Raw genomic sequence first — 15,631 nt, 5'->3', positions numbered from 1 at the left:
TTGCCTTTCATCTATGCCTAATAATGCTCTGTTACTTTTTCGATTAATACTGTTTTTCAACTAATACTTAAGCAACTAAGCCAAGACAAACCGTTATTGCATTGCTGCAGCGTGGCTATTTTTTTGTTGGCGGTTTTTTTAGGTGATAAATGGTCCGATTATTTGTCTCCCTTTTTGCTGCAGATATTAAGCGTATTTGGCTTCGCTATTTTAAAGGTAAGGTTCTTGAGTATGTAGACCAACCTTGATGGTCTAGTAAACGACTTATTTGCTTTCAATATATTATGTTTATGTATTTTTGCGTTATAAAGCCGTCAGATATGTTTGAGAGGCTATAAAGAACTGCTATTTATACTTTAGCCAGCCTTTCGCCGCGTCCGTAATGGCCACTATAGCGGGGTTGGATAAGCGTTGCTCGGTAGCGATAGCGAAGAATTGTTCACGTATTTCTTCGGTGCTGCCGATAATCTCGACTTGAAATTGCTTCGCCACTTCCATAGCAATAGCGGAAGGGACAATAAATACGCCCGCACCGGCTTGGCCGAACGTTTTCATTAGTGCTCGGTCGTCAAACTCCCCCATGATTCTTGGGTGAAGATGATGTTTTTCAAGCCAATGTAAAAGCTGAATTTGTATTAACGATTGGTCGCTGGGAATTAAAAATGGCGCGCCTCTTAAACAAACCGGAAAGCCAATTTCATCCTCCGCTATTAAATTGGGGGCTGCCATGAAAGATGTTCCACATTCCCCCAAAAAATGATTGAAGCCACGTACTGCTAGGTGAGCCGGAATCGGACCATCGGCAATAATCATGTCTAATTTATGTAGCGCTAACTCGCCCAATAAATCTTCTAAACTGTTTTCTTTGCAGACAAGTCGTATAGGGTCTTCTAGCTCCATGGTTGGAGCTAATAGTCGATAAGCGATGGATTTTGGGATTGAATCTGCAATACCAACGCGCAGTAATTGTGTTCTATCAGTTGATGCTATTCGTACCGATTGTTCCAGCTCGCTACCCAAGGAAAAAATTTCATCGGCGTAGCTTAATACCATGTGGCCGGTATCCGTTAATTCTAGGTTGCGTCCGACTTTGCTAAATAGGGATTTTCCCAGTTGCTCTTCTAGCAAGCTGATTTGTCCACTGATGGTTTGCGGTGTTATGTGCAAATGTTCACTGGCTTTTGTAATGCTGCCTTGTTTCGCCACCATCCAAAAATAATGCAAATGTTTGAAATTAATCATATTTCACCAACACTTCGAAAAAAACTGAGTATTTACATAAATAATTCGATTATATCTTATGAGTTTTTGTTAGTAACTTGAAATTTCCAACATAACTTACTCATTCATGAGTGAAGGAGAACAAGATGAGAATCAAAGTACAAGCACGTCGTCTAGCTCTGACTAAAAGCCTGAAAGCGTATGTGAAACGTCGTCTTAATTTTGCCTTGAATTCCCGTTATGACAATATTCAACGAGTGACGGTCACGCTTACCGACGTGAACGGTCCTAAAGGCGGTGAAGACAAACATTGCCAAGTTTTGGTCAAACTTAACGGCCAGAAAGAAGTGGTCATTAGCGAACAACAAGCCGATCTATATTCTGCAATAGACAGCGCTGCTGGCCGAACAAGCCGTACTGTGACACGACGTATCGAGCGATTACAACACAAAGCTACGCGTCTAAAAGCCGCTTTTCATAAAATGAGACCGCAGAAGAAAATGTCACGTGATATCTATGAAGAATACGAAAATGAATATGGCTATTACCAACATGTTTGAGTAGTAATCTTGATTCCCTGAACCGATAGGAGCAACAACCGCTTTAGGCGAACCTGATAACTGGTTCGCCTTTTTTTGCTTTAGAGCGCAGTATGCCTGCAAGGTTGACATGAAAAGAGTTGCGAGGCTTAATTCTCAGCATTTATGTTGTGAAACTTGTTTTTTCAACGATTTTATCCAGCGGTAATTTATGCAAAAGCCGCGTTGTATTATAAGTGAAAAATTAAAAAGCGGAGACAAATGCATGTGGGTGTTTAACTGTACTAAAGCTGCGGTGGCATTATTCACCTCTACGGTAAAAGGCGAAAAACGCACCTGTGTAGAAGCTTCACCGCACAAAACTATTGCTGAATCTATTGAGCAAGAAAAAGATGGTGTGGTGTTTCCTAATCGGTTAGGGCTCACCGAGGCGTACGATACAGATTGGCATTGGTTGGTACATTGTGTCTCGGTGAAACGCAAAAAATACGTGTTGGTGATGGATTACAAAACCCGTTATTGCATGACAATGTTAGCACCAAAAAAAGGCGATGTAGCAGGCTTTTTAAACGATTTCGAAGGGCATTTGTATCTGAACATTATGGGCATTACCGCGCCGCATAATATGAACGTAAAAGATATTGCAGCATCGTTAGAAGCGTGCCATGAGTTAGGTAATGGCGCGGTGTTTTACCAGCGTAACGATCGCAGTGTGCAAGCTCATATTAATGATGTGTCTTGGCATTTACAGCGTCATTGTTATGAAAACTTTATGCTCGAAGAGGAAGAAGACCTACTCGACTTTAACCTCTTTACTGGCGAAATACCCCGTACAGCGAAAGGTCAAAAAAATCACTTCTATCCAGTTCAAGCCTTTCTACTGCAATGGCTCAATGCGTATTCTCGTGATCCAGAAAAAATCATTACACCGAATTTATTGGAAGCGAAAAACTATTTTCAAACCTTCTCACTAGATAACCTGTTAGAAGACGACACGGATAACAAGGCTGCCGACGCAGCGCTTGCCGAATTGCTAAAATCCTTACCCGCTGGCGTTACACATCTAGGTGAAGGCTCTTTGAATCAAAAAAATGCTAAGCCAACAAATGTGAAATCGAAAAACGTTAAACACAAAGACAATGTTATTGACTTCTCTGCGTATCAGAAGAAGCGATAAATTGCCGCACTCTTGAATTCAATCCTAGTGAGCATTTTTTGTCGTTCGCTCACTCAAGTTTTACCTAACTGGGGGGACGTGAAAAACCGTCTGGATAGTATGGCGGAACTGTATTTGAATCAGTGATAAGCGGCACCATTAAGAGATTGTTTTCGAAGTGAACTTTTCAAATTAAAAAACCAGAACGCGCTGCGTTCTGGTTTAAAAAAGAGAATATATTCATCTTTAATTGCGATAACCGCGGGGATTACCAGCTGTGATTTAACGTGACTGTGATGTCTCGGCCAGGGTTGTAGAAGTCGGCTGATCCTGATCCTGCAACGTATTCTTTGCCAAACAAGTTGCTAATATTCATAGAGAGTTGAGTGGCTTTTGTTAGGTCATAACCAAAAGAGGCGTCAACGATCACAGCGTCTTCGCTTTTGGCATCATTGGTATTGCTGAAGTAGTAGGAACCAATGTAACGAGCCCCTAGACCGACAGACATGTCTTGGCGTGCAAGTGTGTAGTGCCCCCAGATGGAAGCCGAATGTTTCGGTGTGTATGAGATCGTTTTACCTTCATAGTTATCATCTTCGGTTATTTTAGGTTCCATGTACGAGTAACCACCAGAGACGCTTAAGCGTTCAGTTAATTCGGCTCTTGCTTCTAGATCAATGCCTTTCACTCGGTTTTTTCCAATGGTTTCACGAATGATGCCACTACTTTGGAAAGAAGCGGTTTCTACATTGCTTTTTTCAAGGTCATAAACAGCCACAGAGAACAGGGCATTTATATTGTTTGGAGAATACTTTGCGCCAATTTCAAGTTGTTCTCCACGGACAATTTTTGTACTCGTCGCCGATGGTGGTGCTACGGATTCTACTTGGCTGATGTAGGCAGAGACTTCATCGGTAAATTTGTATGTGAAGGCGGAGCGGAAGGTGTCTTCTGAAAAGTCATTTGATGACTTAGTACTGGTTAAATAGTTCATTTGACGAACATCAATGTCGTCGTGTCGTGCGCCAAGAGTCAGGATGTATTTATCGTCTAATGCGAAGTTTTGTTGAACCAATACAGCTTTTGTTTGGTAATCAGTTTTTGTGTTTCCGTAGACTGGCGTGTTTGAAGGAGCGCCAGAATAAACTGGATTATTAATATCAATACTTGAAGCACTTCCATAGTAAGTGGTGGAGTCTGTTGTCGAATCTTGATACTCGATACCAAATACTGTGCTGCTGTCGATATAGTCGAAGCTTATATCGTACTGCCCTAATAGATTGCCGTTGAACTGTTCTAGCTTGGAGTCTTGACCATAATAGTCACGCCCCATAGTAGTGCCTGATGTGTCGCTAGAATATTTGCTTAGATATAAATAACCAAAGCTGTCTTCGGCATCACTGTATCGCAAATTTGAAATGACTTTGAAATGGTTGTTAAGGCTGTGAGTAATTTGAGCGCTAATATTGGTGCGCTCTACATCGTGGGAATTATATTCTGGCTCGCCGTAAAATAGACTACTGTCGTATTTTTTTCCTGCAGGGTAGCCGCCACTGTTTGGTGATGAGTCGGTCTTGAGATAGTCTATGACCAAGTTTGCTCTGGTATCGTCATTTGGCTCCCAAGAAAGGCCACCCATGATGAATTGAGAATCGTCTTTAGAATAATCGTATTCTCTATCGCTGTCTTTTACTTTACCAGTTAATCGATACGCCAGTGTCTCGTCTTCATTTAGTGTATCGCCTACATCAATTCCAACTTCTTTATGGTCATTGGAACCATAGGTAATGTAGGCATTTCCGAACTCATCAAATTTGGGCTGTTTACTGACGAAGTTAATAGACCCACCTGGGTCGGCAGGGCCGAATAACGTAGAGTTCGCACCACGAATAACTTCGACTCGTTCAAAGGCATAAGCGTCTTCTCTAATGCCCCTCATAGAGCCAAGTGTGAGCCCATCACGATAAGTAGTCGCGCTAAAACCGCGAATTTGAAAGTAGTCATTTCGGTCATCGGTGCTGTAATAACCCGTTACTGTGCCTGGTGTGTATTCAAGCACTTCTTCTGTGGTGCTAGCGTTGCGCTGATGAATTTCTTTTTCTGTGATGACAGATACAGAAGCTGGAGTGTCCAGAATACTGGTGGCGACTTTGCCACCGACCCAAAGCTCTTTAGCAACAACAGACTCTGAATCATCGTCTGCTAGAACCTGATCATTAACGATAATCGGAGACAGTCGAAACGCTTCGCTTTCTTCATCTGTGTCTGCTTCTGCGTAGCCAATGACGGGCGTTATGATTGAGCAGTAGAAAAGCGCGGTTTTGGCATAGTGGTTTTGTTTTAATGTTAAAGTCATGGTGCTTTTTTTCTTCATTCTAGGTTCCTCATAGTGAATCTTTCAAATAAATATAGAAACGCTGTTGTTAATGGTTATTGATCATTTAAATCGATTGAATTTCTCCAAGTGCTTTTTGTCAGGGTAAAGCCTTCTATTTCTTTAAGTGTTTTTGGTGATTTTGTGACGCCCGATTGGTAGCACCATAGGATGTCCGGAAAGGGGATCTAGTATTACTTGGTTGTGTAGACCGAAAACCGATTGGATGATGCCTTCCGTGATGACGTTTGTCGGCGTGCCATAGGCGTGAATTTGGCCTTGTTTCATGGCTATTAGTTGGTCTGAATATCGAGCAGCTAGGTTTAAATCATGTAAAACCAAAACGATGGTGGTGCCTTGTTGTTGGTTTAAATCGATCAACAAATCCAATACTTCCATCTGATGCGCGACATCCAGAAACGTGGTTGGCTCGTCGAGCAGTAAAATACTCGTTTCTTGCGCGAGCGCCATGGCAATCCATACTCGTTGTCGTTGTCCGCCCGATAACTCGTCTATTTCCCGATCCATTAACTCGGTGGTTTTAGTAGTTTCTAAAGCCTTGGCGATAGCGTTATCGTCTGCTTTATTCCAGCGTGAGATGAAGCCGTGATGGGGGTGTCGTCCTCGGCTTACCAAGTCGCCTACCGTGATGCCTTCTGGCGCAATGGGTGACTGAGGAAGTAACCCAAGTGTTTGGGCTAATTGCCTTGAGGGCGTGCTATGTATCGATTTACCGTCGAGTAAAACTTGGCCTTGAGAGGGTGACATTAAGCGTGACATTGTTCGTAATAGCGTGGATTTTCCGCAGGCGTTTGCGCCAATAATTGAGGTGATCTGACCCGCTTCGATGTTTATATTTATGTCTTGAAGAATGATTTTGTCATCATACCCAGCAGAAAGGTGATTCACGATAAGCTGATGGTGAAGCGTCATAGAGAGCCTCCTTTACGATTGACACGGATGATGAGGTAAATAAGGTAAGGCGCGCCTAATGCGCCTGTAATAACGCCAACGGGGTAACGACTGGGTAGCAAAAATTGCCCGATATAATCCCCTGTTAGAACCAAGCAGGCACCAATAAAACCGGATGGAAGCAGCAGCGCCCCCTTGTTTTTGATCAGCCGCATGGCAATCGGTCCAGATAAAAAGGCCACAAATGCAATCGGACCTGTGATGGCGACACCGACCGCAATGAGCCCAACTGCGGATACCATTACGGTAATACGCGTCATGTTGACGTTAATGCCGAGCGCTTGCGCTGTATCATCGCCCATTCGTAGCGCCTCCATATCCCGGGATCGGCTCAATAAAAAGCCTCCAAATAGCAATAATGAAATAAGTAATGGCTGGGCTTGACTCAATTGCGCAGAGTTGACGCTGCCGCTTAACCAGCGGATGGCTTCTTGTCGATCCCATGATTGAGCTTGCGACAGCAAATACACAGTAATGCTTTCAATCATCGCGGAGACACCAATGCCAATAAGAATGAGCCGAGTGCCAGTGACGCCATTGCGGTATGATAAACCGTAGATCGATAGGGCAACGAGTAAGCCCATGCTGATGGAAAAAAGTGCCACGCTAGCGCCATCTAAATGCAGCATAGTAATGGCAAATACCGCCGCCGCTGTGGCACCAGCGCTTACGCCAATAATATCGGGGCTGGCGAGCGGGTTTCTCAGCATAATTTGAAATGCCACACCCGCCATGCCGAAACTCATGCCGACAAGCAGGGAAATGACCGCTCGAGGTAAACGAAGTTGACCCACGACAAAAGACGCGCCGGGAAGCTTGTGGCCAAGCAACACGCTCAATACATCGCTTGGTGATGTAAAGGATTGACCCAGAACCAAGGTGATGGAAAAAGCGACTGAGACAATAAAACCAAGAATGACAACAAGACGGGCCCATCGAACAGATCGGTATTTACGTCCATTTTTTACCCGAGTGAAGGTACTTTCTGTGTTATTTATCATAGCTCTTTCACCCGTTGGCGGCGGGCAATCCAGATAAAAAAGGGCGCGCCAACAAATGCGGTTACGACACCGACAGGTAACTCACTTGGTCTTGAAATAATGCGTCCCAAAACATCCGCTGTTAATAATAAGCAAGCGCCGGTCAAGGCTGAAAAAATCAGCAACCAGCGGTTATCAACTCCAACGAGAAGTCGACATAAATGAGGAACAACTAACCCAACAAAACCAATCGGGCCACAAATTGCGGTGGTGGCGCCACACAGTAACACCGCTGATAACCAAGCGATGATACGAACCCAAGCGACGTTTTCTCCTAATCCTGCGGCAATGTCGTCTCCCAGCGCTAGTGAGTTGAGCTTTCTCGCAACCAATGCACTGAGTAAAATACCAAGGACAAGAAATGGCAGGACAAGTTGTATGCTACCAAAGGTAGCGCCACCGACACCGCCGATTTGCCAAGAGTTCACGCCGCCTGCAATGTCGTTTCTGGGTAATACCACCGCCACCGTGAATGAGGACAAGGCTGCAGACGTGGCGGCCCCAGCAAGAGCAAACTTGAGCGGTGTGGATTTCCCGTAGCCTAACGAGCTAATAACATAGACAAATATGGCGGTTATGCCTGCCCCCAAAATAGCGAGCCAAACATAGCTTTGCTGTTGGTTAATGCCAAACCAAGCAAGTCCAATGACGACAAAAAAAGCTGCACCAACATTGACGCCTAAAATGCCAGGATCTGCTAATGGATTTCGCGTTATGCTCTGCATGATCGCGCCAGACAGGCCCAATGCACTACCAGCAATCACTGCCAGCAAGGTTCGCGGTATGCGCATGCTGACCGACGCTTCGCCCATGGTGTCTATTTGTCCTTGAAGTGCGCCTAAAACTTCTTGCAAGGAGACGTCTCTAGTACCTATGGCAATGGAAGAAATACATAACAAAAACAACAGTGCGAAGACGCAGAAAAGTGCCATAGATCGAGCGGCAGGTTTTTTTTTGAATAAAGGTGCTTTGTCCATTGTGTTACCTTTATTCATTTTGCGTTACGAGCCGCTGCAGCGAGGGCTTTCAGGTAATCATCTAGTACCCAAGTAATCGACAAGGGCGTTGGGTTGGCCGCAGTTGCCATTTGGTTTCTACCAAGTAGGACAATCGAGCCATTTTTAATGGCGCGCATTTTTGACATGAGCGGATTTGCGGTTAGCGGCGTGAGTAATTTATTATTGCCATAAGTGACAAAGATATCGACATCATTGAAATCGTCTATTTTTTCAATGCTACTTTCACCGGAATATTGACCATCACGACTGACGTCTGTCACGCTTTGTGGAGAGTGAAGCCCTAAATCATTAAAGAAGTTAACACGAGCATCGTTGGCACTGTAAAAGCGTATCACGCTCAAATCTGTTGGATCTAGGTGTGTGATAAACATGGCGGATTTGTCTTTTAATTCTGGGTATTGAGCGACGCGTTTGGCAATTTGAGCCTCAATGCTGGAGATGAGTGCGTCGCCTGCTTTTGCCATGCTCAATCCAGCGCTATTAATTCGAATCATGCTGCGCCAGTTGGTTGACCAAGGTTTGTCTTTGAATGCGACCACGGGGGCGATCATGCTGAGTGTGTCGTAATCGGATTGGCTTAAGCCTGAATAGGCCGCCAAAATCACATCGGGTTGGGTGGCGGCGACCGCTTCAAAGTCGACCCCGTCACCTTCATCAAACAACACAGGCGTTTTTGCGTGTAATTCTTTAAGTTTTGCACTTACCCAAGGCAACACACCATCGCCGTCATCGTCGTCAAAGGTGGCCGCTGCAAAACCAACGGGCACAATGCCCAGCGCCAATGGCACTTCGTGGTTTGCCCACGCCACTGTTGCGACTCGCTTAGGCTTTTGTGAAATTACAGACGAGCCAAAGGCGTGCTGAATTGTAATAGGGAACGGAGACGATTCAGACGCCCAAGATTGAGTTGTAAAGGTAAAAATAAAAGCAATAATGATAATCATCTTCATATTTGTTTTATGCCATACAAATTAAACATGATGAAAAAACACGAGACTTACAGTCGTTCAAAGTAAGGTTGTGTTAAGCCGAAGTGAGGCTTTGAAAACACAGCACAAGATGTATCTCGTAATCGGATATTAAGCTGAGGAAATGATAGGGCTAATCTTCTGAATATAATTGTACAAATCGGTCATTTTCATCTTGAGCCAATTGCTTGGGTGTTAGATGAGAATATTTTTTGATCAATTTAATGTAATGGGATTGGTCGTTAAAACCTTCTTCAGGGAATAATTCTCCCATTTTTAGCGTGTCGAAGCTGTTGCGAAAACGTAAAATATCGCAGTAGCTTTTTAGTGCTAAGCCAAGCCATTTATTAAAATAGCGATTTATTTGGCGACTGCTCCAATTAGCTGATTTGGCTATTTCCGTTACCGTTATCGCACCTTTAGTACGATAAATAAGCTCGGACATTATTTTCTTTCTAGGGTCGATCGATGCGGTTAATTGTGAATTAAAATAACAGCTTAGCTTTTCGCAAAACGTGTCGAAGCTAAATAAGTCATCTTGATTGATTCCTGCAAAGCCATTGTTGAGCGTGATTCGATCATTGATGATATCAGCGACAGTCATGTCTAATAAATATTCAGCGGCTAATATTTTTAATCTAACGCCAAGCAGTCTTGAATGGCTTGGCATAGAGCCCATGCTTGCGCCTGTTTCTAACCCCACAAGGGAAACGTGTAGCGGGTATTGAGCGCTGTGGAAAAAATACAAATCAATGCCACCATCCGGGAAGGTTGATAGTTCTTCGTCTTTATCGCTTGGGTTTTCTATCATCCAAAAGCTTTCAATAAAGAGGGCTAAATCGTCACTTGGTGCTGACGATGTCAGTTGAATTGTATCTTTCATCGCTTAATCATAATCATAAAAAGAGAGGCTCGTTGGTATTCTAGGCTAACGAACAAACATGGAGATTTCTAGAGTCAATGCGTGTTTATATTAAAAAGTCGGCATTATGGGTCTTGAATTCTGAGATTGGTTTTTCTTACGTATCTATTTTTAGGCATCGTCATCTGTTTACGCATTTTACACGTATAACTTGTGGTATAAAAAATAAGCGCGTTGGTATCATTACTGATACAGCCATTTAAAGGAGGTTATATGATTACGCTTCATCATTTAGAAAATTCTCGCTCTCAACGTATTTTATGGTTATTGGAAGAGCTTGAGCTCGACTATGAGATTGTTGAATATAAACGCGACCCGTTAACGGCTTCTGGACCAGAATCATTAAAAGCAATTCACCCGCTGGGTAAGTCTCCGGTGATTACGGATGATGAGTTAACCGTGGCTGAGTCTGGTGCAATAATTGAGTATTTGTTGGATCAGTATGATACGGAAAAGCGTTTGAGACCGACGGATGGCAAAGCGTTATTGGATTATCGCTATTGGCTGCATTTCGCTGAAGGGTCTTTAATGCCCTTGTTAGTTATGAAACTGGTAATGATGAAAGTACCAAAAAGTCCAATGCCTTTCTTTATTAAGCCCATTGCAAAAGCATTAACCGATAAGGTTCAAGAAAAATTCATTTTGCCTCGTATTAAACCGCAGATGCTTTTTATTGAGAAAACACTGGGTGAGCACACATGGTTTGTTGGTGAGGAATTAACAGCTGCAGACATTCAGATGAGTTTTCCATTACAAGCGTCGAGCACACGGTTAGATTTGTCTGAGTTTCCTAATATCGCGCGCTTTATCAAACAAATTGAAGCGCAACCTGCCTATCAAAAAGCCATTGCAAAAGGGGGAAGTTTTACGACTTTGTAAATTTTTCTTACGTGTAAAGTGGGTAAAGCGAGCCTCTTTAATGTGTCATTATTGATATTGATTCTCATTTAGTGTATTTTGTTTACACTTTAAATACATGTGAAGCAATGAGGTATTTTCATCCGATGAATCCTGAACAGCGAGCGACACAGGAAGTTGGTGATTTGTATGTAGAGCATCACCAATGGTTAACCGGATGGATTCGTCGAAAATTAGGGTGTAATGAGTCTGCGGTAGACTTAACTCAAGACACTTTTGTTCGTTTATTGAAGAAACCGCATTCTTTTACGCGTATAGGGGAGGCGAGAGCCTTCCTTAGTACAATTGCGAAAGGCTTGTACATTGATCATTGGCGCAGGCGCCAAGTTGAGCAGGCATGGTTAGAGTCTCTGGCGCTTCGAGAAGAAGAGTATGCACCTTCAGCGGAACATGCGGCATCCATGATTGAGCTACTTTGTGAGCTTGATGCGATGATCGCTAAACTCCCTAAAAAAGTGGCTAATACGCTAATTTTGTCGCAAGTGCATGGTTTAACCTATCGCGAAATTGCGGAGCGTTTGTCTGTTTCTGAGCGCATGATCAAACGCTATATGGCGCAAGCCATGCTGCAATGTGTTTTACTTCAATCCGATCTATAGAAGGTTTCATTTATGACACCCCCGAAATCTTCAAACTTCATTCATTTAGAAGAAGCGTCTGAATGGTTTGCCATTTTGTCAGACGAGTCGGTTTCTAATGCAGAGCGTGATGCTTGGCTGGTTTGGCTTGAAGCAAATATTGAACACCGCAAAGCATGGAAGCAAGTTGAATCGGTTGGCGCAATGTTTTCCTCTTTCCAAGACAACCCTTTACAGCAATCTGTAGGTCATGTTTTGGGTTCCAGTGGTTCGAGAGACATGAGTCGTCGTCAAATGATGAAAGGCATTATGAGTGTTGCGGGGTTGGCCTCTTTAGGTTGGTTCAGTTGGGAGCAAACAGCGCTGCCTTCGATGGTGGCGTCTTGGGCGGCTGATTTTCATACCTCTGTGGGCGAGATGAGTCATTTTGCTTTAGCGGATGGTACAAAAGTTTGGCTTAATACGAACAGTGCAATGAATCGCGCGACTTCGTCTTCGTTTCGCCAGCTGACTTTGGTGGAAGGTGAAGCTTTGTTTGAAGCCGATGACCGAATAGACGCGACTCCATTTAGTGTGGCTTGTAAACAAGCTGTGATGACATCAGTGACTGGCAAAGCTCGCTTTTGTATACGCCATCTTTCGAATCAGCAAGCTATTTTGGCTGTTTATGACGGGGCCATCACATTGGCACCACTTTCCTCTGGTGCTGTGAAAAAAGTAAGCGCCGGTGAGGAAGTGATATTTGATGAGCAATCCATTGGTCATATTCAGCCAGTGTTAGCCATTCACGAATCTTGGACGCGAGGGTTATTGGTTGTTGATGATATGGCGTTATCGGATTTCATTGCGGAAGTAGGTCGCTATCGTCATGGCTATATAAACCTTGATCCAAATATTGCTTCGCTTCGAGTGGTTGGTACTTACCCGGCACAAGATGTCAACTTGGTGTTTGATATGCTTGAAAATGCCTTTCCTATTCAAATTAAGCGTGTCCTTCCTTGGTGGGCAAGCATCTATGCTGCTTAACTCTTCAGATAAATGAAAATAGTTTTTCTTTTTATGTCCCCTTTTGAGTGTCTCACTCGGTAATAGTAGTAATAAGCATTATTATTACGGAGTATTCTCATGGCACTTACCCCTTCTGTGCGATTTATAAAACGTCGCAGCGTCTTAACGCTGTTAGCGGCGAGTGTTGCTTTTGCAAATGGTGTTGCTACGCCTGCCGCCTATGCTGAATCGAGATCGGAGACTGTTCGTTACTACAATGTTCCTGCGGGTACTTTGTCGCAAGCATTAAACACTTTTGCCGCGATGTCAGGTCTGTTCTTAGGTGGCAGCGGCGATCTGCTTTCTGGTAAACGTACATTGGGTTTTCAAGGTGAATACTCGACTTCGCAGGCTTTGGATTTACTGCTTTCTGGCACGGGCTTGTCTTATAAAATAGGGGAAGGCAATAGCATTGTATTGATTGACCCAAATAAGGTGAGTGAAGGGGAGGATGGCATTACAATGTCGCCCTTAATGGTTGAAGGAGGGAGAAGTTCTGCAACGTTAGGCAAGGATGTTACAAGTTCAAGTGAAATCGAAAGTATGGCAGGCGATACTTCAAATTTAACGGATTTGTTAAAAAGCAATGGCGCTGCCCGGTTTAGTCGCTCTTCTAGCACTTCGGCAAATAGCGCAAGTATGCGCCCAGATGAAGTGTCTATTCATGGTCAGTCTCATTATCAAAACTCCTATGTAATTGACGGCATGTCTGCCAATAATGACTTGAATCCAGGAGATTCTGAAGACACTTACTCTAATCCAATTTCTCCGACAAACCTGAGTATGCTTTCGGGCAGTTCTTCTCAAAGTTATTATGTTGATCCTGATGCACTTGAGTCCGTCACCGTATATGACTCTAACGTACCTGTTGAATTTGGCGGCTTTCTTGGTGGTGTAATTTCCTCGAAACTTAAGCATTACGATGGTGAAGATTATTTGTCAGTAAAATATGGAATCTCTAAGGATGAGTGGGATGAAATGCACGCTGATGAATCTTTAGAGGAAGATATGGCAGATGGTGATTCATTAGAAGGAGAATATACGCCAGAGTATTTAAAGCAGACCTATACATTCACAGGTGCTCAGGGCATTACCGATAAACTGGGTATGACATTTACCGCATCAAGGGCAACGTCGGCTTTTGATCAGAGTTATGTGAAAAACATCGGTAATACTGTCTATGGCAAGCAAGGTGTAGAGTACGATGATACGGTCGATAATGTCATGGCCAGATTTGATTACAAAGCCAGCCAAGATTTAGACATTGGTGTGTCCATGCTGTATGCCAACCGTTATCACGATGGGGTCACCAATGCATCTTTTGATTCGGCATTTGTGAAGTCTCATCAAGCATTGGGACTTGGTATAGACACAGAGTATCGCATGAACTCAGGCGTTTTGAAGACGCTGCTTTCTTATGATGAAGCAAAAGACACTCTAGATTCAGACGATTCAACTTATACCTACCATTATGTTGATTATTACAATGGAAATTGGCCGTACTCCGGTGGATATGGCAACGTTAATCAACAGCAAAACAGCGCAAAGCTTACCGTAGAGTGGCTGCAAAATGCGTTTGATGTAGGCACTTACGAGCATTCATTACAGACGGGGTTAGAGCTAGGTTATAAGAAAATGTTCTACGAAGTTGACGGTGATATTGTCAGTCAGAATTATCGTTGTATCAACAATGGATGTGCGGACAGTAACGGTGATGGCGTCATTGATTATGATGATGAATATCTACGCATTACCAACATTATTGCCGCAAACAAATTAGAAAAAACCTACCATTCAGCTGCCGTGTATTTTTCAGACACCATAAAAAAAGGTGACTGGACTCATTATTTGGGAGTTCGTGCTGATTATAGTTCCAGCCTAGGGAATGTTGATTTATCCCCTCGAATCACTACACAGTGGGATGTTTTCAGTAATAAGAAAACGCAACTACTGGCAGGAGCAAACCGCTATTACGGTCGTGATTTTTTTCGATACGAAGTTAATAGCACATTACGTTCATGGCGCACCATGTATCGTTATAACTCTGATGGCAGCTTAAATAGGAAAACGAACTATACAGACCAATCTTTCCGTGATTATAACCTTGATACACCTTATTCGGATGAGTGGAACATTGGCGTTATTCAGCGTTTTGGTGTTGTTGATGCAACATTGCAATTCGTTAATCGAGAAAGTCGAGATCTTGTTACCCGCACCGAAACAGCAGATGGCTTAGATTACTATTCCAATGAAGGTCGCAGCTCTACTGATACGGTGTCATTAACCTTTGAAACGCGCAACCCATTTGAAATCGGCGCAACAGATACCTATGGCAAGCTGTCTATTAGTTACCAAGAAAGCGAGCGCAATACGATTAGTGACGTGTCTTATGAAGAAATGATGTCGTCAGATGAAATTTATTATAAAGGCAGTGTGATTTACGAATCTCAGTTGCCATCATTCGATTTTAATATTCCTTTAAGTATTGGTTTTTCAACACGTACAGAAATTCCTGATTGGCGCTTGATTGTTGCCAACAGCATTAACGTGCAATCAGGAGGAAAGGTCGCGCAAGACACGGGAGAAAATTACACCGATTCCACTGGAACTTACGATATTTATGACGATTTAAAATTCGACCAACTTATTACATTAGACACGTCTATTGAGTGGAAGCCTGAATTATTTACCAAGGTTGAAGGTTACATTAAGTTGTCGGTGAATAATGTGTTTGATGACTATATCGATAAATCGACCAGTTCAAATAATTACTCATACACCCTTGGGCGTTCTGGCAGTCTAGAAGTCGGTATGCGCTTCTAGTTTCATGTCTTTTTTTCTCTCTATTCTTTCAAAGCAGGGGCTCTTACGAGCGCC

The 15,631-nt window shown here is 43.3% G+C and carries 13 protein-coding genes; 6 read left to right on the top strand and 7 right to left on the bottom strand.

The window, feature by feature from the left end; genetic code table 11:
* Nucleotides 1-345: 345 nt before the first annotated feature.
* Nucleotides 346-1,242, bottom strand: a complete 897-nt coding sequence (gene nhaR / locus DFP80_RS10420; protein ID WP_113916738.1) for a transcriptional activator NhaR — start codon at nucleotides 1,240-1,242, stop codon at nucleotides 346-348.
* A 125-nt stretch (nucleotides 1,243-1,367) separates the two neighbouring features.
* Between nhaR and DFP80_RS10415 the strand changes: the two genes are divergently transcribed.
* Together DFP80_RS10415 and DFP80_RS10410 are read left to right on the top strand one after the other, a co-directional pair.
* On the top strand, nucleotides 1,368-1,781 hold the full coding sequence (locus DFP80_RS10415) for an HPF/RaiA family ribosome-associated protein (protein ID WP_113916737.1): 414 nt from the start codon (nucleotides 1,368-1,370) through the stop codon (nucleotides 1,779-1,781).
* 244 nt (nucleotides 1,782-2,025) lie between these two features.
* Nucleotides 2,026-2,937, top strand: a complete 912-nt coding sequence (locus tag DFP80_RS10410; protein WP_113916736.1) for a DUF6933 domain-containing protein — start codon at nucleotides 2,026-2,028, stop codon at nucleotides 2,935-2,937.
* A 247-nt stretch (nucleotides 2,938-3,184) separates the two neighbouring features.
* On the opposite strand, the gene DFP80_RS10405 is transcribed toward DFP80_RS10410, so the two are convergent.
* The 6 genes from DFP80_RS10405 to DFP80_RS10380 all read right to left on the bottom strand — a co-directional run bounded on the left by DFP80_RS10405 (nucleotide 3,185) and on the right by DFP80_RS10380 (nucleotide 10,172).
* Nucleotides 3,185-5,290: a TonB-dependent siderophore receptor gene (locus tag DFP80_RS10405; protein ID WP_113916735.1), complete on the bottom strand. Its 2,106-nt coding sequence runs from the start codon at nucleotides 5,288-5,290 to the stop codon at nucleotides 3,185-3,187.
* Nucleotides 5,291-5,413: 123 nt separating this feature from the next.
* A complete protein-coding gene (locus DFP80_RS10400; RefSeq protein ID WP_113916734.1) occupies nucleotides 5,414-6,223 on the bottom strand; it encodes an ABC transporter ATP-binding protein in 810 nt (269 codons plus the stop codon).
* Nucleotides 6,220-7,263, bottom strand: coding sequence for a FecCD family ABC transporter permease (locus DFP80_RS10395; protein ID WP_113916733.1), 1,044 nt, complete (start codon nucleotides 7,261-7,263; stop codon nucleotides 6,220-6,222). The genes DFP80_RS10400 and DFP80_RS10395 overlap by 4 nt, the downstream gene beginning before the upstream one ends.
* The gene (locus tag DFP80_RS10390) at nucleotides 7,260-8,279 is read right to left on the bottom strand and encodes a FecCD family ABC transporter permease (RefSeq protein WP_241560265.1); all 1,020 of its coding nucleotides are present in this window, start codon (nucleotides 8,277-8,279) and stop codon (nucleotides 7,260-7,262) included. The genes DFP80_RS10395 and DFP80_RS10390 overlap by 4 nt, the downstream gene beginning before the upstream one ends.
* A 14-nt stretch (nucleotides 8,280-8,293) precedes the next feature.
* Nucleotides 8,294-9,271, bottom strand: a complete 978-nt coding sequence (locus tag DFP80_RS10385; RefSeq protein WP_113916731.1) for an ABC transporter substrate-binding protein — start codon at nucleotides 9,269-9,271, stop codon at nucleotides 8,294-8,296.
* A 151-nt stretch (nucleotides 9,272-9,422) separates the two neighbouring features.
* Entirely contained in the window at nucleotides 9,423-10,172 is a 750-nt protein-coding gene (locus DFP80_RS10380; protein WP_113916730.1) for a helix-turn-helix domain-containing protein, read from the bottom strand.
* A 252-nt stretch (nucleotides 10,173-10,424) separates the two neighbouring features.
* On the opposite strand from DFP80_RS10380, the gene DFP80_RS10375 reads away from it, so the two are divergent.
* The 4 genes from DFP80_RS10375 (at nucleotide 10,425) to DFP80_RS10360 (ending at nucleotide 15,577) form a co-directional block, all read left to right on the top strand.
* On the top strand, nucleotides 10,425-11,090 hold the full coding sequence (locus tag DFP80_RS10375; RefSeq protein ID WP_113916729.1) for a glutathione S-transferase: 666 nt from the start codon (nucleotides 10,425-10,427) through the stop codon (nucleotides 11,088-11,090).
* A gap of 125 nt (nucleotides 11,091-11,215) precedes the next feature.
* The gene (locus DFP80_RS10370) at nucleotides 11,216-11,728 is read left to right on the top strand and encodes a sigma-70 family RNA polymerase sigma factor (RefSeq protein WP_113916728.1); all 513 of its coding nucleotides are present in this window, start codon (nucleotides 11,216-11,218) and stop codon (nucleotides 11,726-11,728) included.
* A 12-nt stretch (nucleotides 11,729-11,740) separates the two neighbouring features.
* A complete protein-coding gene (locus DFP80_RS10365; protein WP_113916727.1) occupies nucleotides 11,741-12,733 on the top strand; it encodes a DUF4880 domain-containing protein in 993 nt (330 codons plus the stop codon).
* Between the two features lie 99 nt (nucleotides 12,734-12,832).
* On the top strand, nucleotides 12,833-15,577 hold the full coding sequence (locus DFP80_RS10360) for a TonB-dependent receptor (RefSeq protein WP_113916726.1): 2,745 nt from the start codon (nucleotides 12,833-12,835) through the stop codon (nucleotides 15,575-15,577).
* Nucleotides 15,578-15,631: the final 54 nt, after the last annotated feature.

Origin of the sequence: Marinomonas rhizomae (assembly GCF_003315485.1) — a bacterium.
Classification (GTDB): domain Bacteria; phylum Pseudomonadota; class Gammaproteobacteria; order Pseudomonadales; family Marinomonadaceae; genus Marinomonas; species Marinomonas rhizomae.
This window is presented reverse-complemented; position numbering and strand designations above follow the sequence as displayed.

Bases quoted from the DNA above. Each gene is read 5' to 3' on its own strand.
- DFP80_RS10385 (WP_113916731.1), bottom strand. From the start codon at position 9,271: ATGAAGATGATTATCATTATTGCTTTTATTTTTACCTTTACAACTCAA.
- DFP80_RS10410 (WP_113916736.1), top strand. From the start codon at position 2,026: ATGTGGGTGTTTAACTGTACTAAAGCTGCGGTGGCATTATTCACCTCT.
- DFP80_RS10365 (WP_113916727.1), top strand. From the start codon at position 11,741: ATGACACCCCCGAAATCTTCAAACTTCATTCATTTAGAAGAAGCGTCT.
- DFP80_RS10380 (WP_113916730.1), bottom strand. From the start codon at position 10,172: ATGAAAGATACAATTCAACTGACATCGTCAGCACCAAGTGACGATTTA.
- DFP80_RS10375 (WP_113916729.1), top strand. From the start codon at position 10,425: ATGATTACGCTTCATCATTTAGAAAATTCTCGCTCTCAACGTATTTTA.
- DFP80_RS10370 (WP_113916728.1), top strand. From the start codon at position 11,216: ATGAATCCTGAACAGCGAGCGACACAGGAAGTTGGTGATTTGTATGTA.
- nhaR (WP_113916738.1), bottom strand. From the start codon at position 1,242: ATGATTAATTTCAAACATTTGCATTATTTTTGGATGGTGGCGAAACAA.
- DFP80_RS10395 (WP_113916733.1), bottom strand. From the start codon at position 7,263: ATGATAAATAACACAGAAAGTACCTTCACTCGGGTAAAAAATGGACGT.
- DFP80_RS10400 (WP_113916734.1), bottom strand. From the start codon at position 6,223: ATGACGCTTCACCATCAGCTTATCGTGAATCACCTTTCTGCTGGGTAT.
- DFP80_RS10415 (WP_113916737.1), top strand. From the start codon at position 1,368: ATGAGAATCAAAGTACAAGCACGTCGTCTAGCTCTGACTAAAAGCCTG.
- DFP80_RS10390 (WP_241560265.1), bottom strand. From the start codon at position 8,279: ATGGACAAAGCACCTTTATTCAAAAAAAAACCTGCCGCTCGATCTATG.
- DFP80_RS10405 (WP_113916735.1), bottom strand. From the start codon at position 5,290: ATGAAGAAAAAAAGCACCATGACTTTAACATTAAAACAAAACCACTAT.
- DFP80_RS10360 (WP_113916726.1), top strand. From the start codon at position 12,833: ATGGCACTTACCCCTTCTGTGCGATTTATAAAACGTCGCAGCGTCTTA.